General features: G+C 58.1%; 25 protein-coding genes and 1 tRNA gene. 13 read left to right on the top strand and 13 right to left on the bottom strand.

Annotation, left to right across the window (positions count from 1 at the left end; genetic code table 11):
• The first annotated feature begins 23 nt into the window (after positions 1-23).
• On the top strand, positions 24-1,316 hold the full coding sequence (locus AADJ11_RS09150) for an O-acetylhomoserine aminocarboxypropyltransferase/cysteine synthase family protein (RefSeq protein ID WP_341234209.1): 1,293 nt from the start codon (positions 24-26) through the stop codon (positions 1,314-1,316).
• A gap of 84 nt (positions 1,317-1,400) precedes the next feature.
• On the opposite strand, the gene AADJ11_RS09145 is transcribed toward AADJ11_RS09150, so the two are convergent.
• Positions 1,401-2,096 carry an SIMPL domain-containing protein gene (locus AADJ11_RS09145; RefSeq protein WP_341234208.1) on the bottom strand — a complete coding sequence of 232 codons (696 nt, stop codon included), beginning with the start codon at positions 2,094-2,096 and terminating at the stop codon, positions 1,401-1,403.
• A 198-nt stretch (positions 2,097-2,294) separates the two neighbouring features.
• Here AADJ11_RS09145 and AADJ11_RS09140 point away from each other — a divergent pair, with 198 nt between their 5' ends.
• The gene (locus AADJ11_RS09140; protein ID WP_341234207.1) at positions 2,295-4,877 is read left to right on the top strand and encodes a hypothetical protein; all 2,583 of its coding nucleotides are present in this window, start codon (positions 2,295-2,297) and stop codon (positions 4,875-4,877) included.
• Positions 4,878-4,993: 116 nt separating this feature from the next.
• Here AADJ11_RS09140 and hppD read toward each other — a convergent pair whose 3' ends face one another.
• Positions 4,994-6,088, bottom strand: a complete 1,095-nt coding sequence (gene hppD / locus AADJ11_RS09135; protein ID WP_341234206.1) for a 4-hydroxyphenylpyruvate dioxygenase — start codon at positions 6,086-6,088, stop codon at positions 4,994-4,996.
• A gap of 136 nt (positions 6,089-6,224) precedes the next feature.
• On the opposite strand from hppD, the gene AADJ11_RS09130 reads away from it, so the two are divergent.
• Both AADJ11_RS09130 and AADJ11_RS09125 read left to right on the top strand, forming a co-directional pair.
• Positions 6,225-6,683 carry an Lrp/AsnC family transcriptional regulator gene (locus tag AADJ11_RS09130; RefSeq protein ID WP_341234205.1) on the top strand — a complete coding sequence of 153 codons (459 nt, stop codon included), beginning with the start codon at positions 6,225-6,227 and terminating at the stop codon, positions 6,681-6,683.
• A 46-nt stretch (positions 6,684-6,729) separates the two neighbouring features.
• Positions 6,730-8,658, top strand: coding sequence for a cation:proton antiporter (locus AADJ11_RS09125; RefSeq protein ID WP_341234204.1), 1,929 nt, complete (start codon positions 6,730-6,732; stop codon positions 8,656-8,658).
• 68 nt (positions 8,659-8,726) lie between these two features.
• On the opposite strand, the gene AADJ11_RS09120 is transcribed toward AADJ11_RS09125, so the two are convergent.
• The 5 genes from AADJ11_RS09120 to AADJ11_RS09100 form a co-directional block, all read right to left on the bottom strand.
• The gene (locus tag AADJ11_RS09120; RefSeq protein ID WP_176249559.1) at positions 8,727-9,242 is read right to left on the bottom strand and encodes a CarD family transcriptional regulator; all 516 of its coding nucleotides are present in this window, start codon (positions 9,240-9,242) and stop codon (positions 8,727-8,729) included.
• A 303-nt stretch (positions 9,243-9,545) separates the two neighbouring features.
• Positions 9,546-9,884, bottom strand: coding sequence for a ferredoxin FdxA (gene fdxA, locus AADJ11_RS09115; protein ID WP_341234203.1), 339 nt, complete (start codon positions 9,882-9,884; stop codon positions 9,546-9,548).
• A gap of 51 nt (positions 9,885-9,935) precedes the next feature.
• Positions 9,936-10,322, bottom strand: a complete 387-nt coding sequence (locus AADJ11_RS09110; protein WP_341234202.1) for an RNA-binding S4 domain-containing protein — start codon at positions 10,320-10,322, stop codon at positions 9,936-9,938.
• Positions 10,323-13,247, bottom strand: a complete 2,925-nt coding sequence (locus tag AADJ11_RS09105; RefSeq protein WP_341234201.1) for a helicase-related protein — start codon at positions 13,245-13,247, stop codon at positions 10,323-10,325.
• An 18-nt stretch (positions 13,248-13,265) separates the two neighbouring features.
• Positions 13,266-13,886, bottom strand: coding sequence for a tetratricopeptide repeat protein (locus tag AADJ11_RS09100; RefSeq protein ID WP_341234200.1), 621 nt, complete (start codon positions 13,884-13,886; stop codon positions 13,266-13,268).
• A gap of 20 nt (positions 13,887-13,906) precedes the next feature.
• Between AADJ11_RS09100 and AADJ11_RS09095 the strand changes: the two genes are divergently transcribed.
• The 5 genes from AADJ11_RS09095 (at position 13,907) to AADJ11_RS09075 (ending at position 19,768) form a co-directional block, all read left to right on the top strand.
• Complete coding sequence (locus tag AADJ11_RS09095) at positions 13,907-14,197, top strand: SCP2 sterol-binding domain-containing protein (RefSeq protein ID WP_341234199.1); 291 nt, start codon at positions 13,907-13,909, stop codon at positions 14,195-14,197.
• Entirely contained in the window at positions 14,197-15,144 is a 948-nt protein-coding gene (locus tag AADJ11_RS09090; RefSeq protein ID WP_341234198.1) for an alpha/beta hydrolase, read from the top strand. The genes AADJ11_RS09095 and AADJ11_RS09090 overlap by 1 nt, the downstream gene beginning before the upstream one ends.
• A 122-nt stretch (positions 15,145-15,266) precedes the next feature.
• Entirely contained in the window at positions 15,267-16,280 is a 1,014-nt protein-coding gene (locus tag AADJ11_RS09085) for a ligase-associated DNA damage response exonuclease (protein ID WP_341234197.1), read from the top strand.
• Positions 16,277-17,875: an ATP-dependent DNA ligase gene (locus AADJ11_RS09080; protein ID WP_341234196.1), complete on the top strand. Its 1,599-nt coding sequence runs from the start codon at positions 16,277-16,279 to the stop codon at positions 17,873-17,875. The genes AADJ11_RS09085 and AADJ11_RS09080 overlap by 4 nt, the downstream gene beginning before the upstream one ends.
• 72 nt (positions 17,876-17,947) lie before the next feature.
• Positions 17,948-19,768, top strand: coding sequence for a M3 family oligoendopeptidase (locus tag AADJ11_RS09075; RefSeq protein WP_341234195.1), 1,821 nt, complete (start codon positions 17,948-17,950; stop codon positions 19,766-19,768).
• 114 nt (positions 19,769-19,882) lie between these two features.
• Here the strand turns inward: AADJ11_RS09075 and AADJ11_RS09070 are convergent, their stop codons facing one another.
• The 4 genes from AADJ11_RS09070 to AADJ11_RS09055 form a co-directional block, all read right to left on the bottom strand.
• Positions 19,883-20,152: a DksA/TraR family C4-type zinc finger protein gene (locus AADJ11_RS09070; protein ID WP_093915784.1), complete on the bottom strand. Its 270-nt coding sequence runs from the start codon at positions 20,150-20,152 to the stop codon at positions 19,883-19,885.
• 28 nt (positions 20,153-20,180) lie between these two features.
• On the bottom strand, positions 20,181-21,143 hold the full coding sequence (locus AADJ11_RS09065; protein WP_341234194.1) for a Gfo/Idh/MocA family oxidoreductase: 963 nt from the start codon (positions 21,141-21,143) through the stop codon (positions 20,181-20,183).
• Positions 21,144-21,261: 118 nt separating this feature from the next.
• A complete protein-coding gene (gene rpoH / locus AADJ11_RS09060) occupies positions 21,262-22,158 on the bottom strand; it encodes an RNA polymerase sigma factor RpoH (protein ID WP_341234193.1) in 897 nt (298 codons plus the stop codon).
• A gap of 174 nt (positions 22,159-22,332) precedes the next feature.
• A complete protein-coding gene (locus tag AADJ11_RS09055) occupies positions 22,333-23,367 on the bottom strand; it encodes an RluA family pseudouridine synthase (RefSeq protein WP_341234192.1) in 1,035 nt (344 codons plus the stop codon).
• Between AADJ11_RS09055 and AADJ11_RS09050 the strand changes: the two genes are divergently transcribed.
• Positions 23,366-23,650: a DUF6476 family protein gene (locus AADJ11_RS09050; RefSeq protein WP_341234191.1), complete on the top strand. Its 285-nt coding sequence runs from the start codon at positions 23,366-23,368 to the stop codon at positions 23,648-23,650. The two genes, AADJ11_RS09055 and AADJ11_RS09050, sit on opposite strands and share 2 nt — an antisense overlap.
• A gap of 34 nt (positions 23,651-23,684) precedes the next feature.
• On the opposite strand, the gene AADJ11_RS09045 is transcribed toward AADJ11_RS09050, so the two are convergent.
• A tRNA-His gene (locus AADJ11_RS09045) sits at positions 23,685-23,761 on the bottom strand.
• 147 nt (positions 23,762-23,908) lie between these two features.
• On the opposite strand from AADJ11_RS09045, the gene AADJ11_RS09040 reads away from it, so the two are divergent.
• Positions 23,909-24,109, top strand: coding sequence for a DUF6324 family protein (locus AADJ11_RS09040; RefSeq protein WP_341234190.1), 201 nt, complete (start codon positions 23,909-23,911; stop codon positions 24,107-24,109).
• 85 nt (positions 24,110-24,194) lie between these two features.
• Here the strand turns inward: AADJ11_RS09040 and AADJ11_RS09035 are convergent, their stop codons facing one another.
• Positions 24,195-24,653, bottom strand: coding sequence for an MmcB family DNA repair protein (locus AADJ11_RS09035; RefSeq protein ID WP_341234189.1), 459 nt, complete (start codon positions 24,651-24,653; stop codon positions 24,195-24,197).
• Positions 24,654-24,760: 107 nt separating this feature from the next.
• Between AADJ11_RS09035 and AADJ11_RS09030 the strand changes: the two genes are divergently transcribed.
• The gene (locus AADJ11_RS09030; protein ID WP_341234188.1) at positions 24,761-26,053 is read left to right on the top strand and encodes a hypothetical protein; all 1,293 of its coding nucleotides are present in this window, start codon (positions 24,761-24,763) and stop codon (positions 26,051-26,053) included.
• Complete coding sequence (locus AADJ11_RS09025; RefSeq protein ID WP_341234187.1) at positions 26,050-26,817, top strand: hypothetical protein; 768 nt, start codon at positions 26,050-26,052, stop codon at positions 26,815-26,817. Before AADJ11_RS09030 ends, AADJ11_RS09025 begins: the two co-directional genes overlap by 4 nt.
• Positions 26,818-26,860: the final 43 nt, after the last annotated feature.

Below are 26,860 nucleotides of genomic sequence, written 5' to 3'. Positions count from 1 at the left end.
AAACAATCCACGGGAGGATGACCATGACTGACGGCCCAACATACGGCTTTGACACGCTGCAAATTCACGCAGGGGCCAAGCCTGATCCAGCCACTGGCGCGCGCCAGACGCCGATCTACCAAACCACCGCCTATGTGTTCCGCGACGCCGACCACGCCGCCGCATTGTTCAACCTGCAAGAAGTCGGCTTTATCTACTCCCGCCTGACCAACCCAACCGTTGCTGTGCTGCAAGAACGCATTGCCACGCTTGAGGGTGGCGTTGGCGCGGTTTGCTGCTCCTCCGGTCACGCGGCGCAGATCATGGCGCTGTTCCCGTTGATGGGCCCCGGCAAGAACATCATCGCCTCGACCCGTCTGTACGGCGGCACCGTCACCCAGTTCAGCCAAACCATCAAGCGTTTCGGATGGTCCTGTAAATTTGTTGATTTCGATGATGTTGACGCGGTTAAGGCTGCCGTTGATGACGACACCCGCGCCATCTTTGGCGAGGCGATTGCAAACCCCGGCGGTTATATCATGGACGTACGGTCCATCGCCGATGTGGCCGATGACGCTGGCATTCCGCTGATCATCGATAACACCACTGCCACGCCCTATCTGTGCCGCCCGATTGAACATGGCGCGACGCTTGTGGTGCATTCGACCACCAAATATCTGACCGGCAACGGCACCGTCACCGGCGGCTGTATCGTCGATTCAGGCAAATTCGACTGGTCCGCAAACGACAAATTCCCGTCGCTCAGCCAGCCAGAGCCTGCGTATCACGGCCTCAAGTTCCACGAGACCTTTGGCCCGCTTGCCTTTACCTTCCATGGCATTGCTATCGGCCTGCGTGATCTGGGCATGACCATGAACCCCCAAGCCGCGCATTACACGTTGATGGGCACCGAAACCCTGTCCCTGCGGATGGAGCGTCACGTTGAAAACGCCATGAAGATCGCGCAATGGCTCGAGAACGACGACCGCGTCGATTACGTGACCTACGCCGGGCTCGAATCCTCTCCGTATTTCGAACGCGTCAAAACCGTCTGCCCCAAGGGTGCTGGTGGTTTGTTCACCTTCGCGGTCAAGGGCGGCTATGACGCCTGCGTCAAGCTGGTGAACGCCTTGGAAATCTTTAGCCACGTCGCCAACCTTGGCGATACACGGTCACTGATCATCCACTCGGCCTCGACCACGCACCGCCAGCTTAGCGCGGAACAGCAAGAGGCCGCAGGCGCGGGCGCGAACGTTGTGCGTGTGTCCATCGGTACCGAAGATGCAAATGATTTGATCGCGGATCTGGATCAGGCGCTGGCCAAAGCGACCAGCTGATCTAGCGATACCGACAATAAAAAGCGCCCGAAGGACAATCGTCTTTCGGGCGCTTTTGCATTTTCAAAGATGGTTATCGCGCGTCTAGTCTTGCGCGATGGCAAACTGCATATTCACCTGCGCGCGCACGCTGACCTCGCCTGACTCGATTGGCACATCCATACTGCGCATCTGCGACGCCTTCATTTCCATCGGCATGTATCCTTGGCTGGATTCTGACATCTGCAGGACATCCCCCAACTTAACCCCCGCCGCATCGGCAAGCTGATTGGCGCGCGCCATCGCATCAGCGACCGCACCTTTGCGCGCCTCGATCAAGGCCTTGGCGTTGTCTTGCAGCCCGAACTCCAACCCGTTGAAGTTATTCGCCCCTTCAGCCACCACGGCGTCCAGTAGCGCGCCCAGCTTGCTTAGGTCTCGCACGGTGATGCTGACCGTGTTGCCCGCCTCATAGGCCACCACTTGGGCCGGACCGTTATCCTCGCGGGGACGATTGTCATAGACGGGCCGCAGGTACAGGCCACTGGTCTGCCGATCCAACCCTGCCACTTGAATGCTGTCCAACTGATCCAGAATGCCGCGTACCTTTTCCGAAGTTTGACGCATGGCGTCAGATGCGGTCGCCGCGCGTTCCGACACGCCCAGCCGGATTGTCGCCATGTCCGGGGCCATGGATACGACCCCCTCACCGGTAACACTGATTCCCCGCGCACCGTCTTGAGCCACAGCACCTGTGGCCAACGCGATCCACATCACAGCAACCCATTGCAAAATTCGCATTATTTCAACCTTTGGTTTGATAAGTTCATCCTAGCCAATGTTTGGCGGTCCAATGCCTATACCGCAAGCCCCGTCGCCCCGCGGCCCTTTCCATAGGCAAACTACTGCTATAATCTTGGTGAAGTTCAGGCGCTCTGTTTTAATGAGCGTGTACATGCTAAAACTTCTCTCACAACCGCCCGGTCAAAAAGCGTCGATATGAAGCCAAATTTTGCACTGTCCCTGTCCGTCAATGGCATCAGGCTATTGCACCGCTCTGCCGGGGGCTGGCATAGCATTGGCAATGTGCCTTTTGACGCCGAGGACATGCCCGCCGAACTGGCCATGCTGCGCAAAACGGCAGCGGCACTGGAACCCGGCGGGGTTCGGACAAAGGTGCTGATCCCCAACGATCAGATCAAGTTTATGACGCTTGAGACGCCTGATCTTTCCGACGCAGACCGCCTGTCCGAAGCGCGCCGCGCGCTGGAAGGGGCAACCCCCTATGCCGTCGAAGATCTGGCATTTGATATCAGCAGTGACGGCACGCAGACACATATCGCCGCCGTGGCGCGCGAAACCTTGGCCGAGGCCGAAGCCTTTGCAACGTCGCACCGTTTCCATCCCGTAAGTTTTGTCGCGCAGCCTGACAGCGATGTGTTTCAAGGCGAGCCGTTTTTTGGCCAGACGCAGGCGGCTGAAACCCTGCTTGAGCCCGGAGATACCGTAGAACCGGATGAGGATGCCGTCGTTGTCCTTGGTCCGGGCGTAGCACCTGTGGAGGATGAAGAAACGCCGGAGCCTGTTGCGGAGGCGTCCGATCCTCAGGCCGAGGATGAAGATGGCGATGAGGCAGAGACCTCACCAACGGACACACCAGAGGAAGCTGAGCCGGCGGCAGAGGTGGAGCTAGAGGCTGAGCCAGCCGAGACGCAGCAACCTGTGGCGGACTCTGTTCCAGAAGCCCCAGAGGCAGAAGAATCTGAAGAACCCGCACCTGTACCCACTACATTCGCAAGCCGCCGCGCGGCCACCGCGCCATCGACCACAGCGCCATCTGCGGGTGCCGCCACGCGCGGCGCAACAGCGATGCCTGCCCCGCCCGGTTACACGCCGGTTTCAGGGGAAAGGGCCGCTGCTAAACCGGCAATATCCGCCGATATCTTTCCCAACCCTGTACCGGACAGCAGGTCACTCAGCACGGCAGCGGATGAAGCAGCTTCGCTCAAAAAGCTTCGATTCCTGAGCCGGCGGACAAAGCGCCAGCCAGCCACCGCGACCGCGACCGCCGTCAAGGACGTACCCTACACCCCAGGCAAGCCCGCGTCTGAAGCCGAACAGATGACGATCTTTGGCGCGCGCAAATCCAATGACGTGGGCGGCAAGCCGCGATTCCTTGGGCTTTTGCTGACCGCCGTCTTGCTGGTTTTCCTTGCCGGCGTCGCCGCTTGGGCGTCGGTGTTCTTGGACGACGGCATTTCCCTGTCGCGCCTGTTTTCCAACCGTGACACCACGGCCGTCGCATCGGCACCGCTTAAAGCCGCTGATCCCGCCGTCACCGCCCCAGCGGTTGAAGCGACAATCGAACCACCCGCAGTGCAGGCCGTATTGGTACCTGCCCCCACGCCCCAACCTGACGAGGAACGCGTTGCCGCGTTAGACAGCAGCCTGACGGACGAAGACGGCGCAGTGCTCGACGCGCTGCGTGTGCCAGAGCGGCCCGAACCGCGCGCGCTGTCCCAACAAGAAATCGAAGCGCGATATGCCACATCCGGCATCTGGCCGCTGGCACCCGACACGCCGACCGTCCCCGCGATGGTATCCCTTGATGACCTGTATATGACCAGCATCGATCCGGTCAGCACAGCGAACGACGCGGTCGCGCTGCCCGCGCTGGCATCTTTTGGCGGGGATGAATTGGATTTCGCACCATCGTCACCCGCGCCCTCGGGCACCACATTTGCGCTGGATGACAGCGGCTTGGTCATTCCAACCCCTGAGGGGGCGTTGAATGCTGATGGCGTCAAAGTGATTGCAGGTCGCCCCCCCGTTGCGCCGCCCCCATCCGTGATACGCAGTGCACAAGCACCCGAAAGCGCAGACGACGCGCCGCAACGGCAGGCCCTGCTTGGGGTCAGACCCGTGGTGCGGCCAGAGGGGTTGATCGAAAGCAACGAGCGTTCAAACCTCGGCGGGCTCACACGCAACGAACTGGCCAGCCTGCGCCCGGTATTGCGCCCCGTATCCCTTCAACAAGCTGCTGCCGCTGCGACCCAAGAAACGCCCGAATCCCTCGCGGGCCCGGTGTCAGCCCGTGCGTCGCTTGCATCAGCATCCCTTGCCGCAGCGTCGGCAAGACCCTCAGTGCCAACATTAGCAACGGTCCCCTTGTTTAATAATGCCACCCCGAATGCGATTGAAACGTCGCTGCGCCCTGATACGCGGCCAAAAGGTTTTTCAGCGATTGTACAGCGTGCAGAACGCGCCACGCCTGAACCCACCCAAGTGGCCACGACTGCGTCTTTGGTGCCGCGCACTGTAAAGCCCGATCTGCCGTCAAAGGCCTCAGTCGCCAAGCAAGCCACGGTTAAAAACGCCATTAAGCTGCGCAAAATTAACTTGATCGGGGTATATGGCCAGCCGTCCAGCCGCCGCGCGCTGGTTCGGCTTGCCAATGGCCGCTACCAAAAAGTGACCGTTGGCGACCGTCTGGATGGGGGCCGTGTGTCTGCCATTGGCGAGAGCGAGCTGCGCTATCGCAGAAGCGGGCGCGACGTCGTACTAAAAATGCCGCGCGGCTAAGGGTGGTGCAGTTTTGGGGCGCTGCCCCCGCCGCCTTACGGCGGCTCCCCCGGGATATTTAAGAGCCAGAGAAGCAATGGGGCCACACGGTAAGGTGCGGCCCCGAATGGTTTTGATCAGGCTGATGTCAACTCGCCGCTGTCGATCTGCTCTTGCTCGATGCTTTCGAACAGGGCTTTGAAATTGCCCTCTCCGAATCCGTCGTCGCCTTTGCGTTGGATGAATTCAAAGAAGATCGGACCGATCACTGTTTTCGAGAATATCTGCAACAGGATGCGCGTTTCGCCGCCATCGATAACGCCTTCGCCGTCGATCAGGATCCCGTGCTTTTTCATCCGGTCCAGCGGCTCTTGGTGGTCTTTCACGCGGTCCTTGCTGAGTTTGTAATAGGTATCAGGGGGCCCGGGCATGAACTTGAGGCCGTTGTCGGCGATTTTGTCTGTGGCGTCATAGATGTCACGCGCGCCCACGGCGATGTGTTGGATGCCTTCGCCTTTGTATTTTTTGAGATAGGCGACGATCTGACCTTTTTCGTCGCGATCCTGATTGATCGGGATACGGATGCGACCGCAGGGCGATGTCAAAGCGCGCGATGTCAGGCCGGTAAACTTGCCCTCGATATCGAAGAAACGGATTTCGCGGAAGTTGAACAAATCGCCGTAGAACTTGAACCACACATCCATGTTCCCCTTGAACACATTATGGGTGAGGTGATCGAGGTAGTAGAACCCGACGCCGGCCGGTTTCGACTGGGCGATCCAATCGAATTCCTCGTTATAGGGGGAGGTGTCATAATACTGATCCACGAAATAGATCAGCGAGCCGCCGATCCCTTCGATGGCGGGGACATCCAGAACCTTGCCCGGCCCGGTGTATTCTGTGGCCCCTTTCGACACCGCATGCGCCAATGCGTGCTGCGCATCGACAACGCGCCATCCCATGGATGACGCACAAGGGCCGTGCTCTTGCACGAAATTCGCGGCAAAGCTGTTGGGGTCGGCGTTTAGCACATAGGTGATATCACCCTGCTGCCACAGTTCGACCGCCTGATTTTTGTGATTGGCCACATGGGCATAACCCATGCGCGTAAACAGGTCGCGCAATTCCTGCGGGTTTTCGCTGGCGAATTCAACGAATTCAAAGCCATCGGTACCAGCCGGATTTTCATCTGTGATCTGGGACTTTTCTGCATCGTGGGGAAACGGACCCATGGGGATTCTCCTATAGCTGGGATATTTTGCCCAACCTATCGGCATAACCCCGCTGGATTTGCGCAAAAATGACCTATGTTATGGAAGTATACGCGCGAAACCCGCATATTGAGATAAAACCAAGCGAGAAACCCGCATGACATTGGACGAAACAGATAGCCGCCTGCTGGAAGCCCTGCAAAAGGATGCGCATCTAACGGCGCAGGAGTTGGGCGAACGCTTGCATCTGTCACCCTCACAGGCTGGGCGCAGACGCCAACGGCTTGAGAGCGAAGGATATATCGAAGGTTACCGTGCCAAGCTGAACCCGATCCGGTTGGGGTTGGCGGTTCAAGGCTTTATCCAAGTGCATCTTGGCACCCACGGACCGGACCATTCGGCCAGCTTTGCGCGGCTTTTGGCCACCCGACCCGAGATCGTGAGCGCCTGGACCATGACCGGGGATGCGGATTACCTTTTGCGGGTTTATTGCACAGACCTGTCCAGCCTTAACCGGTTGATACATGATGTATTGCTGCCCCATGGCGCTGTTGCGAAAGTACATAGTCAGATCGTTATGGACCAACTAAAGCATGACGGACCCCTGCCCACCTAACGCCCCCTAGCCGGCGAACCACCGGCCCTATGAAAGAAGACATCCCATGGAAGGTTTCCTGTTCCAAGCCACGATCTATCTGGCCGCTGCGGTTATTGCGGTGCCCATTGCCTCGCGGTTGGGGCTTGGGTCGGTGCTGGGCTATCTGGCGGCGGGTATCCTGATCGGGCCTGCCTTGGGCCTTGTTGGGTCCGAGACGAAAGACCTTCAGCATTTCGCGGAATTCGGCGTGGTTATGATGCTGTTTCTGATCGGGCTTGAGCTGGAACCCCGCGCCCTTTGGAACATGCGGCATCGCTTGTTGGGGCTTGGTGGCTTGCAGGTGCTGATCTCCGCAGCCGCACTTATGGGCATTGCGATGGCCTATGACCAACCCTTGGGTGTGGCGATTGCAATCGGTCTGACACTGTCGCTGTCATCGACCGCGATCGTGCTGCAAACCCTGTCGGAAAAGGGGTTGATGCAAACCGCCGGAGGGCGGTCTGTGTTCTCTGTCCTGCTGACACAAGACATCGCGGTGATCCCGATCCTTGCCTTTCTGCCGCTCTTGGTCACGAAAATGGCGGCTGAGGTTTTGCCCGACGGGTCTATCTCAATCGCGGGGAATGATCACGCGGCAGCGGCTGCGGGCCATGGCGGCGGCGAACATGTGGGCCAAGGGGCCGAGGTCGCCTATGCCGCGATCTCGCTCATTCAGGGGTTGCCCGGCTGGGGCATTACCCTTGTGACCATCGGTGCTATCGCGGGCATCATCATCACGGGGGTGTTTTTCACCCGGCCCGTGTTCCGCTTTATCCACGCCGCCAAATTGCGCGAGATGTACACCGCACTTGCCCTGCTGATCGTCGTCGGGATTTCGTTTCTGATGGAGCTTGTCGGCCTGTCCCCCGCATTGGGCGCGTTTTTGGCGGGCGTGGTTCTGGCCAGCAGCGAATTCCGCCACGAACTGGAAACCGACCTTGAACCATTCAAAGGACTGCTGCTGGGGCTGTTCTTTATCACCGTCGGCGCGGGCATCAACTTTGAGCTGCTTTATGCAGATACGGTAATTATCATGGGCATGGCCCTGCTGGTGATCATCGTCAAAGGGATCATTCTGTTTGGCTTGGGCAGCTTGTTCCAACTGCGCGGGCGCGACAGGTGGTTGCTGGCTTTGGGGCTGGCGCAGGCGGGTGAGTTTGGCTTTGTGCTGGTCAGCTTCTCGGTTGCGACCGGCGTGATGCCCAACGACGTTGCAGAGGTTCTGCTGCTGGTGGTCGCCCTGTCGATGCTGATCACACCGCTGTTGTTCATTCTATACGATCAGATCAGCAAACGTTTTGACACCAAGGCCGGCCCCATCGTCGCCGATGAGATTGACGAACAGGGCACTGTTATCATCGCAGGCGTTGGCCGGTTCGGTCAGATCGTGAACCGTTTGGTTCAGGCCTCGGGCTTTCGCACCGTGGTGCTGGACCACAACCCCGAAACAATCGCCGTGATGCGCCGCTTTGGGTTCAAGGCGTTCCTGGGTGATCCGACGCGCCCCGACATCCTGCGCAAGGCCGGATTGCGCGATGCCAAGGTGCTGGTGGTGGCGTTGGACGACCCCAAATCAGCGCTTCAGCTGATTGCTTATGCCCGCAAGGAATGCCCCGATTTGCATATCGTCTCCCGCGCCCATGACCGCACGGATGTGTACCTTCAGTATCAGGCCGGGGCCAATGACATCGTGCGCGAGATGTTCGACAGCTCGCTGCGTGCGGGGCGCTATGTGCTAGAAAATCTGGGTCTGTCCGATTACGAGGCCGCAGAGGCGCAGCGCATGTTCTATAGCCATGACCGTGCATCGGTGCGTGAACTGGCGGCACTGTGGCGGCCCGGTGTTCCACCGAGCGAGAACAAGGCCTATGTCAGCCGCGCGAAAGAACTGCAAAAGGATCTCGAGACCGCGTTCATGAACCGGATCGAGGAAGAGGAAAAGAAACAGGCCTGACGCCAGACAAGCAAAAGCCGCGGCAAGGGAAACCTGCCGCGGCTTTATTTAATGCTTGATCGGGTCGGTTAGGCGGCGGCGACGCGGCTTTCCAACACGTCACCAATTTGCTTGGCAGCAGCCAATTCATCGCCACCGGCAACGGCAGACACTTCGCGTGTTAAACGCTCAAGTGCGGCTTCATAAAGCTGACGCTCGGAATAGCTTTGCTCGCGTTGATCATCGGTGCGGTGCAGGTCGCGCACGACCTCGGCAATGGCAATCAGATCGCCCGAGTTGATCTTTTGCTCGTATTCCTGCGCCCGGCGCGACCACATGGCACGCTTTACCTTGGCTTTACCCTTGAGGGTTTTCATCGCGTGGGTGATCGTGTCAGGGCTGCTTAGCGCGCGCATCCCGATCTCGATCGCCTTGTGGGTTGGCACGCGCAACGTCATCTTGTCTTTTACAAAGGCAATCACGAAAAGTTCCAGCGTGATGCCCGCGACTTCCTGCTCTTCGACCGATACGATTTGCCCAACGCCATGCGCGGGGTAGACGACGAATTCGTTGGGGCGGAAATCTAGCTTTTTCGACTTGCTCATAAACATGGCTCCTTGGTCGCGGGACATAACCCGCAGGGGTAGATTGTCTTTTCACAAAGACAAAAGCTGCCCGGCCCGAAAAGGCCGACAGCTAAGATTCATAACTTCAGAATTACAATTTCAACCGCAGCGAAGTGGTTGAGAGATGGTAAAGATGTAAGTTCATTGGATAGAATATACCACAAAAACGGCCCTACCGAAAGCGATGGCAAGGCAGTTCTTGATCAAATTATCGCGCCGTAGGGGTATTTTACATCAATTAACTGACAAATTCACCCACCAATGGCGCGTCTTGCGAATCGCTTAACCGCCCTCGCCTGGCACCTCAGAGAAGTATTTCTCAAGCTTGCCCTCTTCGCCGTCGCGTTCCTCTGCCTCGGGCAGCGGATCTTTCTTGGTGATGATGACCGGCCACAGTTCGGAATACTTGCGGTTAAATTCGACCCATTTTTCCATATCCGGCTCTGTATCGGGGCGGATCGCATCGGCCGGGCATTCAGGTTCACATACGCCGCAATCGATGCATTCATCGGGATGGATGACCAACATGTTCTCGCCCTCATAGAAACAATCCACGGGGCATACCTCGACGCAGTCGGTATATTTGCACGCAATGCAGGCGTCGTTAACGATATAGGTCATAGGGTCATCTTTTATAACGGATTTGGCGCATTGCTAAATCAGCGCAGCACATCATTCAAGATGGCGCGCCCGAGAAAGATCAAGCACACGCCTATCGCGCTTACTGGGGCGCCCTTTTCCCTCAAAAGCTGGATTTTCAGGCGGTTTTTTCTTGGACTTGGGCGCAGGTGGGGACAGATCGGTATAAAGTTCCTGCGCTTCGGGGGCTGGCCCGCGACGTGTGCCGATCCCGTCGATTTGTATCACACGAATGTCATCGCCCATCGCAAAGGTCAAAACGTCACCGGGCACAATGATCGTTGCCCTTTTTTGCGCGACACTGCCGTTCACCCGGACGGCACCCGCTTGCACGCGTGCCGCCGCCAGTGATCGTGTCTTAAAGAACCGCGCATGCCACAGCCATTTATCCAGCCGCAGCTTTGTGGCCGCTTCAGACAATTACTTGTTCTTGAGACCCATCAGGGCCGCAGCAAAGGGATTGTCAGGATCGATAGGCTTTTCAGCTTTTGGTGGACGCGCGCTAAAGTTCTGCGATTTATTGCCGCCTTTATCACCGCGCGGGCCACCTTTTTTCCCACGTTGGGCGGGTTTGCCCTTACCTTGTGGACGATCACCACCACCACGGCGCGCGTTTTGATTGGCGCGGGGGGCACGGCCCCATGTGAAGATATAGAACACCTCTGTCTCGGCCCCAGCAAGGGATGCGTCGGGCGCTGTGCCCTGCGGGGTTTCGCCCTTGGCCGTATCGCCGATGTGGTCAGACACTTCGGTGCTTTCGGCTTCTTCCGAGATCATCGGCGCGATGCCTTCGTCGATCATGCCCGCGGTTTCAGCCACAATATCAGCAGGTTGCGCGGGTTCTGGATCAGCAACGATGCCGCCGGCGGGTTGTTCAGCGGCGATGTCCATAACGGGCGTGTCCGCATTTTCATCGGTACCGGCAGCAAACGGGGAATCGTCATGCGGCATCACCGTATCGACGGGTTTAACCTTGGTACGCTCTGCCTTTTCGGCCTTGTAGCCCAACCCTTCCATAAGGGCTGCGAACTGTTCAAGCGTCATGCCAGTGATCGACAGCATGTCAGCCTTGGCCTCGAACCCGCCGCGAGAATCCTCGGACCGCAGCATATCTGCCAGACGTTCAAGCATATCGATGCGGATCGCGCGCGTACCAGCGTTGCGGTAGCCCGACATGGTATCGGCACCCGCTGGGGCACCGGCATCAACCGGAATCGTCACCAAACCGGGTGGGGGCGATTCAGGAAATTCTTGCAGGCCTTTCGACAGCGACCACAGCACCAGGCGCAGGCGCGTCGGCGCGGGCTTTAGCAGCGCTTGCATGAAGATGGTGAACTGACCAAAGCGAATGCCGTGCTTGCGCAGGGCACCGCGTGCGTCTTGGTCCAGCGCCTTGACGTCATCAGCGATGTCAGCACGTGGAATAATCCCAAGGTTTTCAACCATGCGGAACGCAAAGCCACGGGCAAGACCCGTAAGCGCCTCATCCTTGGACAAGGCGACCAGCGGCTCGAACAGTGCGGCAACTTTGCGATCAATAAAGTGCTGCAAACGCCGCTGCACTTTTTGCGCGACCTCCGGGCCCGCGACATCGTCAACGAAAACCTCGATCCCGGGTTTCAGCGCGTCAGGGCCAGCAACCAGCTTGCCCACAGCCGCACTGCCCCACATCAGGCCGCCCTGCTCTGTGAAATCAATCTCGGTATCGGGTGCATTATAAAAACGGTCTGCACGCAAATGGAATTGCGGGGCCAAAGCCTGCAATGACGCGGTTTTGATCGTTTTGTCTTCCGCGACGCCAGCGCCTTTGTCTTGCCGGAAGCGGAACCCGTCCAACTTGCCTACAAATTCGCCTTCAACGGTTACTTCACCGGTCTCGTTTACTTCGGCCACCATGGCTTCCTTCTGTCCTAGTCGGCGCAAAAGCACGGATGTGCGCCGATCTACAAATCTTTGGGTCAAACGCTCGTGCAGCGCGTCCGACAGTCTGTCTTCTACGACACGCGCTTCGTCTCGCCAATGGTTTTCGTCACCCGTCCACCCTTTGCGTTGGGTGACATAGGTCCATGTGCGGATAAAGGCCAGTCGCTTGGACAACGCATCAATGTCGCCATCGGTTCGATCTATGCGCTGAATTTGTCGCGCAATCCAATCATCCGGGATAGAACCACGCTGATGAAGGTAGTTAAAGATCACCTCAAGCAGGCTCGCGTGCTCTGCGTGGCTTATACCACGAAAGTCGGGAATCCGGCAAACATCCCACAACAGCTTGACCGATGGCCCGTCCGTGCAGCGCGCCATAACCTCGGCATCCTCGCCCAGTGTTTTCAGCGCCCGCAGGTCGTCGGCCTCGCGCGCTTTGAACAGACGCTCGTTATCCGGCGACATCTCAAGCGTCTTGATCAACCGGTCAATTGACCCGAACTGAAGCGACGGGTTGCGCCAGTTGATTTTGTTTTGCGGGGTAAAGTTGTGGTCCATGATGGCTTGGGCCACGCCATCATCTAGCGGCGGGGCATCGCCGGTTACGCCAAATGTCCCGCTTTTAAACCCGCGCCCTGCCCGCCCGGCAATTTGCGCCAGCTCGTTGGGGGCCAAGGGGCGCATGCGGCGACCGTCAAATTTGCTCAAAGCTGAAAAGGCCACGTGGTCTACGTCAAGGTTCAGCCCCATCCCGATGGCATCCGTGGCCACCAGATAATCAACCTCACCGTTTTGATACATTTCCACCTGCGCGTTACGCGTGCGCGGGCTCAGCGCCCCCATAACCACTGCGGCACCACCCTTTTGACGGCGGATCAGCTCAGCTATCGCATATACATTCTCAACCGAAAATCCGACAATTGCACTACGTGGGCGCATTCTACTTATCTTTTTCTGACCTACATAGGTCAATTCTGACATCCGCTCGCGTTTGATGAATTGCGCCTTGGGGACCAATGCCGCTATCGTCCCACGCATGGTGTCCGATCCCATAAACAGCGTCTCGTGCAGGCCACGTGACCGCAACAGACGGTCGGTAAAGACATGCCCCCGCTCCGGATCGGCGCAGAGCTGGATTTCATCCACCGCAACCAGATCCGCGCCCATGCCTTCGGGCATCGCCTCGACGGTGCAGACCCAATATTGCGTGCGCGGCGGCACGATCCGTTCCTCGCCTGTGACCAATGCCACCACAGAGGGGCCACGCAGCGCGACAATGCGGTCGTAAACCTCGCGTGCCAGCAGCCGCAGCGGCAAACCGATGATCCCCGTGCGATGCGCCAGCATACGTTCAATGGCATATGTCGTTTTGCCCGTGTTGGTCGGGCCTAAAACGGCCACGACCCTACCTTCGCCTGTCACCAGAATATTCCCGACGTGTTAAACTGTGCGCCCGATGCCGTCGCGCCGAAGCCCGTCCAGCGCTTTTTGCGCGTTTTCATGGTGAGGGTTAATCTCTAACACCCGGCGATACAATTGCGCGGCGGACCGCAGGTTCCCAAACTCTTGCAAGATCGCGCCCAACCCGAAAATCGCATCATATTGCAACGGGTTAAACGTCAAAGTTGATTCTAGATCGTCAATCGCTGGGCCATATAGATCAGCATGAAAATAGGCCTGTGCGCGCAGATGATAGCCTTCGGCGAACTCTGGTGCGTGGTCGGTCAGGGCGGTGAAATGTTCAATCGCCAGCTTCGTATCTCCGGCGCGCAAGGCCTCGCTCCCCCGCTTGAGCAGCAAGTCCATCGTCGCCGATCCGGACCGCAGCCATGCGGCCTGAACGTCACGCTCGATTCGTGCGGCCTCTTCGGCAGGCGCGCTGCGCAGTTTTTCCAGCAACTCATCCGCTTGTGACGGGGCGGATTGCGCAAAACATGTACCTGCGAGCAACACCAACAAACCAAGTGCCGCTACGGTATGTTTGAGGTTGACGATGTGATTGACCATAACAATGTTGAATGTAACAGGCTGCCGCCACTTTTCCAGATGTGACGGCTCCATTTGCCAAAAAAGGGCCCACTATGAGTGATATTTTGAACGAAGCGGTAACCGTATTGAATGAAAAGCTGGCAGGCGCTGATTTTGACGGCACAGCGAAATTCGACATCGAAGGCGAAGGCTGCGTGATGATGGACGCCGCCGGCGCGCGTGCCGCAGACGAGCCGGCAGACGTTACCCTGTCCGCCGACGCGGAAACCTTTCAGGCGATCCTTTCGGGCGACACCAACCCAACCGGCGCATTCATGAGCGGCAAGCTCAAGATCGACGGCGACATGGGTATGGCCATGAAACTGGCATCTGTACTGGCCTAATGAACCTGGTTTCCGCACCGCTATTTACCGACATCCATCCGGGGCCGGACACTGGCGTGGCCCATTGGGTCGACACCTCTGATGGTAAGCGCGTGCGGATTGCACATTGGCCTGCCGAAGGGGCAAGGGGCACTGTCCTCTTGTTCCCCGGCAGGACCGAATACATTGAAAAATATGGGGTAACTGCCGCCGAGTTCGCCAAACGCGGGCTGGCTGTGATTACGATTGACTGGCGCGGTCAGGGGCTGGCGGATCGCATGTTGCCCGACCGGCGTATCGGATATGTCGACGTATTTTCCGACTATCAAAAAGACGTCGCCGCCCTGATGCGCGCGGCACGCGGGCTGCAATTGCCGCGCCCGTTCTTTTTGCTTGCCCATTCGATGGGTGGCTGCATCGGCCTGCGCGCCGTGATGGAAGGGCTGTCGGTTCAAGCGGCTGCCTTTACCGCGCCCATGTGGGGCATCCGGATTGCCCCGCATTTGCGCCCGATCGCCACCGTTTTGTCGCATCTGATGCCTAAAATCGGCCAGGGGCACCGTCTGCCGATGGGAACGTCCCTAAATCCATACGTCGCGGACGCGCCGTTTGACGACAACATGCTTACCACCGACGAAGAAATGTACGATATGATGCGTGACCAGCTTATCGCGCATCCGGATCTGTCTTTGGGCGGTCCCAGCTATGTCTGGCTGCGCGAGGCACTGACCGAGACCAAACATCTATCGCTTCGCGCCGCGCCCAGTCTGCCCTGCATAACGTTTCTTGGATCGAATGAACGGATCGTCCACATCGGGCGGATCAAGGAACGCATGGAAAACTGGAAAAACGGTCAGTTGCAGATGGTCCAAGGGGCCGAGCATGAGATTTTGATGGAAACACCGGCGCTGCGTGACACCGCGATAGATGACATTGCGCGGCTTTTCCTTGGGAATGCAAAAGATTAAAATTCATGTGCTACATGATCTTTGCACGCTATTGCTTTGATCTGTAACAGATTTGAAAATCCAACAATCGTTTCATTCGCCTGCCCCCTGTTCAAAACGCAAGACGCCGCTATCTGTCTTGGATGACCAAAAAACCGGTTCTCAGCTTTACCGAAAACGGGATCTACTGCGCGGCAGGGGATTTCTATATCGATCCGTGGCGGCCCGTGGATCGCGCGTTGATCACGCATGGCCATTCCGACCATGCGCGGTGGGGCATGGGCCGCTATCTGGCCACCCATGCTGCCCTGCCCGTCATGCGTCACCGTTTGGGCGACATCACAGCCGAAGGCATCGCCTATGGCGAAACACGACGGATCGGTGGTGCTGACGTGTCTTTTCATCCTGCCGGTCATGTTCCCGGCTCGGCCCAGATACGGGTCGAAGTAGACGGCGAGGTCTGGGTCGCATCGGGGGACTACAAGGTAGTCGATGACGGGTTATCTGAGCCATTTAACCCCATAAAATGTCACCACTTTATCACTGAAAGTACCTTTGGCCTGCCGGTGTTCCATTGGGCCGGTCAAGCAAGTGTGGCCGCAGAGATCAATAGTTGGTGGGCGGCCTGCGCGGCCGAGGGGAAAACCGCCTTCCTCGGCGCATATGCCTTGGGCAAGGCGCAGCGGTTGCTGACCATGCTGGACCCCGACATTGGCCCGATCCTGACCCATACCGCGACGGAAAACACCAATCAGGTGATGCGCGACCAAGGGATCAGCCTGCCCGATACGATATTGGCAAATGCGGACCTGAAACCCAAGGACCACCCCGGCGCAATCGTGCTGGCCCCGCCTTCGGCATTGGGTAGCGCATGGGCCAAGAAATTTGGCCCGCAAGAAACGGCCTTTGCCAGCGGCTGGATGGCCATTCGTGGTGTCCGGCGGCGGCGCGCAGGGGATCGTGGCTTTGTCATATCGGACCATGCAGATTGGGACGGACTGCTGTCAGCGATCAAACAAACAGAGGCTGAAAATATATATGTCACGCATGGTTATACGGATATCTTCAGCCGATACTTGAATATTAACGGTTGGAACGCGCAGGTGGTGCCGACGCAGTTCGAAGGAGAAAGCCTGGACAAGGATGCCAGCGAATGAAACGCTTTGCCCAACTGTTCAACACCATCGACCAAAGCACCAAGACGAACGTCAAGGTCGCTGCCCTTTCAACCTATTTTCAGGACGCGCCCGATACCGACCGGCTGTGGACCATCGCGCTGTTCTCTGGTCGGCGGCCTAAGCGCGCAGTCACCACAAGCAAACTGCGCGAATGGGCGGCTGAGCGGGCGAATATCCCGCTGTGGCTGTTCGAGGAAAGCTATTCCATCGTTGGTGATTTGGCCGAAACCATCGCGCTCGTCCTGCCGCCAAACACCAGCCAAGACACCCGCACCCTTTCAGAATGGATCGCCGCACTGCGCGAGGTCTATACCCAAGACGAAGACGCGCGCAAAGCCTTCGTTCTATCCGCATGGGATCAGCTTGGCGGGACAGAGCGGTTTATCTTTAACAAACTCATTACAGGCGGTTTTCGGGTTGGTATCAGTCAAAAACTGATGACCCGCGCCTTGGCCCGTGCCACCCAAAAACCCGAGGCCGAGCTGGCACATCGGCTGATGGGGAACTGGCACCCAGACGACACCACATGGCACACGCTTGTCATCGCCGAAGATGCCTCTGCCGACGCCTCGCGGCCCTATCCGTTTTATCTGGCCTACGGGCTTGAGGGCACGCCGCACGCCCTAGGCGACACATCAGATTGGCGCGCAGAATGGAAATGGGACGGCATCCGTGGCCAGTTGATCCTGCGCGATGGGCAGTATTTCGTCTGGTCCCGCGGCGAAGAGTTGATGACTGACCGCTTTCCCGAATTGGCGCGCGCCGTGGATTACCTGCCTGATGGCACCGTGCTGGACGGTGAACTGCTGGTCTGGCCATCCGGTCAACCAACCCCGTCATCCTTCAATACGCTGCAATCCCGCATTGGCCGAAAAACCGTGCCGAAAAAGCTGCTAACCGAGTCCCCTGTGGTGCTGCACGCCTATGATCTACTTGAATGGCAAGGTCAGGACATGCGCGACACGCCCTTTGCCGCGCGGCGGGCGCTGTTGGAAAACGCCTGCGCAACCCTGCCACCCGAGGCCCCGGTGCGCTTGTCGCCACAGCTGGATTTCACCACTTGGGATGATCTGGCCACGATCCGCGCCAATGCCCGCACGGCACAAGCCGAAGGGCTGATGCTCAAGCGTGCCGACAGCCCCTATTTGGCTGGGCGCAAAAAGGGCGATTGGTGGAAATGGAAACTGGACCCGCTGACGATTGATGCGGTGATGATCTATGCCCAATCAGGGTCTGGCCGCCGCGCCAATCTGTTCACCGATTTCACCTTTGCCGTCTGGAATGGCAACGATCTGGTCCCGTTTACCAAGGCCTATAGCGGCCTGACCGACGCGGAATTCCGCCAAATCACGGCTTGGGTGCGGAAAAATACCCTCGAACGGTTCGGCCCGGTGCGCAAAGTCACCCCGTATCACGTCTTTGAAATCGCGTTTGAGGGTATCCAGCGCAGCCCGCGCCATAAATCCGGCGTCGCCTTGCGGTTTCCCCGCATGCTGCGGTGGCGGCAGGATAAACCCCTGCAAGAAGCCAACACATTGGCCGATCTGGAAGAGTTATTGCGCATTTACGGCTAATCGCGGGCCTGCCCCGCTTGCTTTGACGCGGTGGCGCGCCTAGGTACTTTAGACGTTAAAAAGAGGTATATGATGTTCCAACTCCCCTTCCCCGTCCGTGATGCAAATGCTGGTGCTGGCACCTCTCCTTTCGGGGACCTGCCAGAATGGAATCTTGATGATCTGTATACCGGTGAAAACGCGCCCGAACTAAAGCGCGATCTGGACTGGCTGGAGGAGGCCTGCCGCAGCTTTGCCGCTGATTATGAAGGTAAGCTGGCAGATTTAGACGCCGCGGGTTTTCTGGACTGCGTGCTGCGCAACGAAAAGATCAACCAGATCGCCGGGCGCATCATGTCCTTTGCGGGCCTGCGTTATTATCAACTCACCACCGATGCGGGCCGGGCCAAATTCATGTCCGACATGCAGGAAAGCATCACGAATTTCACCACACCACTGGTGTTTTTTACGCTGGAACTGAACCGTCTGGAAGATGATCATCTGAGCAAGCTCTTGGCCCAGAATGCTGATCTTGCACGCTATAAGCCGGTGTTCGACCGCATCCGTGCGATGAAGGATCACCAGCTGAGCGATGAGTTGGAAAAGTTCCTGCATGATCTGGGTGTCGTCGGCGACGCATGGGAACGCCTGTTTGATGAAACGATTGCTGGACTGGAATTCGAGGTCGATGGCGAGCCGCTGAACATCGAAGGGGTGCTGAACCTGCTGACCGATCCCGGCCGGGAGATTCGCGAAGCCGCCGCGCGCGAGCTGGCCGATGTATTTCAAAGCAATATCAAAACCTTTGCAAGGGTTCACAACACCCAAGCCAAGGAAAAAGAGGTCATCGACCGCTGGCGCGGCATGCCGACCCCGCAAACCGGCCGCCACCTGAGCAACGATGTCGAACCCGAGGTCGTCGAGGCCTTGCGGAACGCCGTCGTCAACGCCTATCCCAAGCTGAGCCACCGCTATTACGAGCTGAAGCGTAAATGGTTGGGTCTGGACGTGATGCAGGTCTGGGACCGTAACGCCCCGCTGCCGATGGAAGACCCCAAAATCGTGGATTGGGACCGCGCCCAAAGCATGGTGATGGATGCCTATAACGCGTTCGATCCGCGCATGGGCGAAATTGCCAAACCGTTCTTTACCGATGGCTGGATCGATGCGGGCGTAAAGCCGGGCAAAGCGCCGGGTGCCTTTGCCCACCCGACGGTGACCAATGTGCACCCCTATGTGATGCTGAACTATCTTGGCAAACCGCGTGATGTGATGACGCTGGCGCATGAGTTGGGCCATGGCGTTCATCAGGTTCTGGCCGCTGGTCAGGGTGAAATGCTGTCGTCCACGCCGTTGACCTTGGCCGAAACCGCATCGGTGTTTGGCGAAATGCTGACCTTCCGCAAGATGCTCGACAATGCCAAGACCAAAACCGAGCGCAAAGTTCTGCTGGCGGGCAAGGTCGAGGATATGATCAACACGGTCGTCCGTCAGATCGCGTTCTATGATTTCGAGTGCAAGCTGCACGACGGGCGGCGTGGTGGGGAGCTGACCCCCGATGATATCAACGCCCTGTGGATGTCCGTACAAGCCGAGAGCCTTGGACCGGCGTTCGAGTTTATGGACGGCTATGAGACCTTTTGGGCCTATATCCCCCACTTCGTTCATTCGCCGTTCTATGTCTATGCCTATGCCTTTGGCGACGGGTTGGTGAACGCGCTTTATGCGGTTTATGCCGAGGGCAAGCCGGGCTTTGAGGACAAGTATTTTGATATGCTGAAAGCCGGTGGATCGAAGCATCACAAAGAGCTGCTGGCCCCATTTGGGTTGGATGCATCAGATCCGGCGTTCTGGGACAAGGGTCTTTCGATGATTTCAGGCTTCATCGATGAATTGGAAGCGATGGAAGACTAGGCGGATGCTGCGCTGAAGAGAAGAATGCCTTCGGCGAGGATTTTTTACCATTTGGAAATAAAGACGTGAAGTATTGAACGGGCCTTTGAATATTCAGAGGCCCGTTTTTTCGTTTTACTTTAATTGGCTGTCTTTACTGCCGCGACGGTTGATGCCGCCGCGTGTTTCGGGGCGGTTGTCACGTTCATTCACACAGTCGATACATAGCTTTACCCCGGGCAATGCCGCGCGGCGCGCTTCGGGGATCGGCTCTTCGCATTCGGCGCAGTGGGTGCGGCTTTCGCCCTGCGGTAACTTGCGCGCCTTGAGGCGGGCCAGCTCGTCGTTGATCGACGCCTCGATCTGTTCGCTTACTGCGCCGTCTTTTGCCCAACCTCCGGCCATTTTACGCCTCCTCTCGGGTTACCTGGGCCTAGCGTGCTGCATAGGCCATATCGATCATTGCTTGTGTGCCTTTGCTGAATTCGAGCGGGCACGGATAGGCAGCGCCCGTCGTGACCGAGCGGCCAAAGGCTTCGACCTGTTCAATATAATGATTTGTGCCGGGGAAACGTTCCGTGGTGATTGTATTCTTTTCCGTTTCTAGGTGCAGCTCGGCCTGTGAATGAACGGTTGGATTGAACGGGCAGCTTAGGCGCAAGACGCCCTTTTCGCCGTGAACGACCACTTCCTGGCGCGGGAACATGCGCATCGACACCGTTGCGGAATAGCCAAAACCGTCAAACTCTGCGGCGACTTGGGCAAAGACATCAACGCCGTTTTCGTAGTCGATTTTCGCGTAAGGGATCGAGAGAGGTTCCTGCCCTGTCAAAAACCGCACGGAGCCAAAGGTATAGATGCCGATATCGGGCAACCCGCCGCCACCTGCCTCGGGTTTGTTACGGATGTTATCCATATCCCCGTTGTAAAACGAGAACGTCGCGCCAACATGGCGCACGCGGCCGATGTTGCCAGAGGCGATGATATCACGGGCGCGGATCATTTGCGGGTGGTGGACGATCATAAACGCCTCGGCCGCGAGCAGACCTGACGCGTCGCGTGCGGCGATTAACTGGTCAAAGTCCGACGCCTGCATCGTCATCGGTTTTTCGCAGAGCACATGCTTTCCTGCCTCAAGTGCCTTGAGGGTCCATTCGACATGCATGTGGTTGGGTAGCGGGATATAGACCGCGTCAATCTCTGGATCAGCCAGCAATGCGCTGTAATCGGAATAAACCTTAATATCCGGCGCGAAAGTCTTGAAACCTTCGGCTTTTTCGGTGCTAGAGGTGGCGAGTCCCGCAAGACGTGCGCCCCGCGCGGCATGGATCGCAGGCCCCATATGTTCGTAGGCAAAGTTTGCCGCGCCGATGATGCCCCAGTTCAATGTTTTCATGTCCAGCCTCCTGTTTTGGCGCAGTTTAGGCAGGATCGGCAGACAAGACGAGGGGGAATGAGAAACCCCCGCAATAGCCGGGGCTATGCGGGGGCGCGTTTTCGACAAGGATGGGGCGTTAGGCGTTCGCCATCATCCCTTTTTCGCGGGCCAATTCGCGCATGCGCTGTTGCAGCTTTTCGAACGCGCGCACCTCGATTTGGCGTATGCGTTCGCGGCTGACATCATACTGGCTGCTCAGATCTTCGAGCGTGATGGTTTCATCGGACAGACGGCGCTGTGTCAGAATATCCTTTTCGCGGTCATTCAACACGTCCAGTGCCTCGGCCAGCATCTCGCGGCGTGTTTCCAACTCGTCACGTTCGGCGTAGTCACCAGCTTGATCGGCATCTTCATCCTCGAGCCAATCCTGCCATTGCATGGTGCCTTCGCCCTCGGACCCGACGGTCGCGTTCAAGGACGCATCGCCGCCCGACATACGACGGTTCATCGAGATGACTTCGGTTTCGGTCACACCCAAATCGGTCGCAATACGGGCAACGTTTTCAGGGCGCATGTCGCCCTCTTCCAACGCACCAATACGGTTTTTCGCCTTACGCAGGTTAAAGAACAGTTTCTTTTGGCCCGAGGTGGTGCCGAGTTTGACCAAGCTCCACGAGCGCAGGATATACTCCTGGATCGAGGCGCGAATCCACCACATGGCATAGGTCGCCAGACGGAAACCTTTTTCAGGATCAAAACGTTTCACGGCCTGCATCAGACCGACGTTGGCCTCGGAGATCACTTCAGCCTGTGGCAAGCCATAGCCACGATAGCCCATGGCGATTTTCGCCGCCAAGCGCAGGTGAGATGTGACCATCCGATGCGCGGCTTCGGTGTCTTGCTCCTCAACCCAACGTTTGGCGAGCATGTATTCTTCTTCAGGTTCCAACAGCGGAAATTTGCGGATTTCCTGCATGTAGCGGTTTAGACCGCCCTCTGGTGTTGGTGCTGGCAGATTTGCGTAATTAGCCATTTTCTTGTCCCTTTCCCTAGTTTTAGGGGCCCATGTTATTGGGCTTAACATAGATATGGAGAGCGCTAACACTGATTTCAAGTGCTCTCTATCGTCAGTTTCTTAATATGGCGTTAATCTTAATGAAGGAAAGCTTACACGGCGATGCTCACGCGGACGTGCAGTTTGTGACGATTACGTCTGCGCCAGCCCGACCAGTTCCAGCAGTTCCGTCATATCGCGCGGCAAAGGGGCCTCGAACCGGACCATTTCGCCCGTGACGGGATGTTCAAACCCCAAAACCGCAGCGTGCAGCGCCTGCCGTGGAAAGGCCCGCACGGCGTCGGACGCGATTTCAGGCAAGGCCGCCTTGGGCAGTTTGCGTTTACCCCCATAGGTTTGATCCCCGACCAGTGAATGCCCCGCATGGGCCATATGCACCCTGATCTGATGCGTGCGCCCGGTTTCCAGCCAGCATTCCATCAGCGCCAACACAGGAGGATTGCCAAAGCGGTGGATCGTCCGCGCACGGGTTACAGCGTGACGACCGCCCTGAAACAGCACCGCCTGACGTTGCCGATCGGTGCGGTGGCGCGCCAGTTGCGTGGTCATCTTGAGGATATTGCCCGGCTCAAAGCTCGCCCCTTTGACGCCGCGCAGGCGCGGGTCATTGGCGTCGGGCACACCATATACAAGCGCCTGATAATAGCGTTCGACCGTGTGTTTTTCGAATTGTTTCGCAAGCCCGTGATGGGCCGCGTCGGATTTTGCCACCACCAAAAGGCCCGAGGTGTCTTTGTCGATGCGGTGCACGATACCGGGGCGCTTCATACCGCCAACGCCAGATAGATCATCACCACAATGCGCCAACAGCGCGTTGACCAAGGTACCAGACGGGCTGCCGGGGGCCGGATGCACGACCATGCCCGCAGGTTTGTTGATCACGATCAGATCGGAATCCTCAAAGATCACATCAAGTGGGATGGATTCGGCGGCGATGTGGCTTTCCTCGGCCTCTTCAACGTCGATGGTGACTTCCTGCCCTTCCATGACACGTGCACGCGGGTCTGTGACGACAAAGCTGTCGATTTGCACGGCCCCATCGGTGATCAGCCGCAGCAAACGGGTGCGCGACAGGTTCGCATCCTCTGGCACATCGCGGGCAAGCGCCTTATCAAGGCGCGGCGGCGGTGTGTCCGCGATGACAAAGCTAATACGGCGGTGCGACATGACTGATCCTTCCGAGCCCCCAAACATCAAATTCCTGCGGAGACTGGTGACGGTGCTGACCGCCACAATGATTTTCGGCCTTCTAGTCGTGATTGGCCTGCTTGTCATCCGCTTCTCGAGTACGGCCCCAGATTTACCGGAAGTGATCGCACTGCCAAGCGGTGAAAAAGCGACGGCGTTTACCCAAGGCCCTGATTGGTATGCCATTGTGACGCAAGATAATCAGATTTTGATTTTCGACCGGACAAGCGGAAATTTACGACAAACCGTCGATATCGAATAGTAGGGTCATTATTAAATAGCTGAAGGGGGGGGGATGGTACCACCTCCTGGTCTCGAACCAGGGACCTCCTGATCCACAATCAGGCGCTCTAACCAACTGAGCTAAGGCGGCACTTGCGCCGATCTAACGTCCAAGCAAAAAGATTGCAATACCCTAAGACGCGGGAATTTGATTTGTTCGTGTTCACGGCCTATTTGGCCAAACTTGCCTTTCATCTGCACCCGCGCTAGGGCTGGCGACAACATTTCGGAGGGACCTATGGGTATCGACACTGAACGCGACATCGAAGCAAATCTGCAAATCGGCCCGACCGATGCAGGCATGGTTCGGCTATTTATTGAAGCCGAGGGCGGCATTGAGATTCCGATGGATTTCACGCCAGACGAAGCTGTAGAGATCGCCGAAGAAATCATGGCAGCGGCCCACCGCGCCGGTAAAGCCGGCAACAAAAAGCGCTAAGCGTGTTGAGCCGGGGATAAGGGGGCCAGCCCCCACCGCGCCAAGGCGCGGCCCCCCGGGATTTAAATCCATTTGGAATTCAAGATCAGTCCCAATGCGGGGTCATGTGTGGATCACGCAGATGATGGAGCCTGCGTGCTGCGTGGGTGGCAAACCTATGGGTCATGGCCTTGCGGCGGGCGGCCGCAAGGCGGGTTTCCGCGCCCATGCGCAGGACTTCGGCGCCGTAGCCATCGGCGATGATCAGGCCGGAATTATCTGGCAGAAGATCTGTGTCGAAATCCGCATCAACGGCCCAGAAGAAGCGGTCTGCCCATTCAAGATAGCCCTGCCATTTGCTGTCGGTCATGAAATCAGCTCGGCTGGATTTGCATTCGACGATCCAGATGTCGCCCTTGGGGCCAAGGGCCATCACATCGACGCGCAGGCCGCGGGTGGGGACCAGTTCCTCGACGCAGACAAAGCCAAGGGCAGACAGGTGGCGCGCCACGCCGCGGGCCAGAACTTGACCGGGCTGAAGTTGTTTGGTGTCGTCAAGCATCATACGCGCAACTATGAACAATAGGTGAACATGAGGCAAGTCCTGACCTTGCGGCTTGGTAATCTTGCTGTGCCGCCCTATCTTTGGAGCCTGTGATAAAGGGGCGATCCATGACAGATGAAACAACCCATACGTCGGGCAACCAGCGCGGGGCGCGCTATGCCCTAGAGCTTGAGGCGCATCTAAGCTGGCTGGATACATTTTCCGGCACGGCCTTGGGTGTTCTGGCCGTGGCATCGGGGATTTATACCTATCTAGGGGTGTCGTCCTTGCTGGATGACAATGGCGCGATGTCGGCCTTTGCCGCGATTGCCTATTCCATCGCTGTCTCTGTCGGCATCTTTGTGTTCTGGTCCTACATGCTGCGTCTGTTTCCCGCTGTGCGCAGCGCGCGGGCGCGGGTCGGATTGTTGGGGGCCATGGGCCTCGGGTCATTTGCAATCATCGCGATGTCCAGTTGGCTGAATGCTGCGGCCCTTGCCGGTTCGGCGGCGGTCGAGCAGCATCTGGCCGTCACGGTGCAGGAATATCAGGGATCGCTGGAACGCGCCCACGAGATTGCCCTGTCCGCCCAAGGGCTGGAACGTGACGTGACCCGCGTCCGCCAAAGTTTTGAAGACCTGAGCGAGCAAGAAGCCAGTGGCGGGCTGTCCGGGCTTGCCGGGCGCGGGGCGGTGTTCCGGGTGTTGCGGCAAAAATCATCCGAACTGGCCGGGCTTGAGGCGCAGATTGCCACGCAAACCCCGCTGGTCGAGGCCGCCTTTGCCGAAGGTAACCAATTGCTCAGCCGGATGCGCGCGCTGACGGTTGAACCCGGCCCGGTTGAGGCGCGTTCGGTCGAGTTTTCAGAACAGGCCGTGCGGCTTGCCGGTCTGATCGCCCAATTGCGCCAGCTTTCCGTTGCATCCTTGGTTGAGCGTGCAGCACAGGATTTGTCTGCTTCGGTTGTACTGCCAGAGCTGGACGGCAATTCAGAAGAGCAGCGCGGCAATCAGGCGTCGACAATCACATCGGTGCTTGAGGTCTTGGCCCAACGCGCCACCACATTGGAGCGCGCAGCGCAAGCCGTGCTGGCCATGCCACCGCCGAACGAGACGACCTATACCCCCATTTCCAGCGCCGATGCGGTGATCAAATACGCGCGCAACTTTGTGCCATCCTGGGCTGGTGCCATCGCGATTGATCTGTTGCCGGCCGTTTTGGTGTTCATCCTTGCCATCACCCACGGCGCGATCCGCGAGGGGCGCGAAGGCACATCTATCGAAGAAACCCTGACGCTGGCCGAGCTGCGCGCCGCCGTGAACGCCATGCGTGACGTCGAAGCGTCGATGAAAGGCACGGTAGAGATTGCGGAGGCCACCACCGAAAGCCCGCCCCGCGTCACCCCGTTGAAATCATCATGAGCGACACGGCCGACACACCCAAACGCAACCCGATTGGCAGGGTGCTGGCTTGGGTGCTGATCTTTCAACTGGGGTTGGCGGGGTTGCTGTTTTGGGGCGACCTGCGTGACGGGTTGCGCCTGCCCGGTTTTGGCCCGCGCGCGCCGGAACTGACTGAACCCGTGCGCCCCGGTGACCAAACAAGGCGATTCCGTCCTGACCGCGCGCCGCCCGGCGGCCAACCCATGCCATCATCGCCCCTGCCCGACCGGTTGACGCTGACCGTGGTTGAGGGCGGGCAAAGGGTGCTGCTGGAGGGTGGCATCGTACCGGGCGATGCCGACCGGATCGAGAAGCAACTGGCCGAGCTTACCCCCAAGCCTCAAGGCGTGATCCTGAACTCCCCCGGCGGGTCAGTGCAGGACGCGTTATTGCTGGGCCGCTATCTGCGCGATGCGGATCTGACAACGGCATTGCGCTCTGGCGATATCTGCTATTCCGCCTGCCCCTATTTGCTGGCGGCAGGGATAGGTCGCACCGTTCCCGATGATGCCTCCGTCGGTGTACACCAGCATTATTTCGGGGAAAGCACGCTGCTGCCCGCCTTTGTCGCGGTGGAAGATATCCAGCGGGGTCAGGGCGAAGTCATGACATATCTGGATGACATGGGCATCGATCCGCTGGTGATGCAGCATGCATTGGTCACCCCGCCCGATGAAATCTATGTGCTGCTTCCGCAAGAGCTGGAACGCTACCGTTTTATAGAAAAACCGAGCGACAGCTAAGATAGCCCCTTGTCGTGGGGCCAGCGCGGGCCTACCTGTTGGC

Origin of the sequence: uncultured Sulfitobacter sp., assembly GCF_964021855.1 — a bacterium.
GTDB lineage: Bacteria > Pseudomonadota > Alphaproteobacteria > Rhodobacterales > Rhodobacteraceae > Sulfitobacter.
Note: the sequence above shows the minus strand (reverse complement) of the source record. Positions and strands in the feature narration are given on the sequence as shown.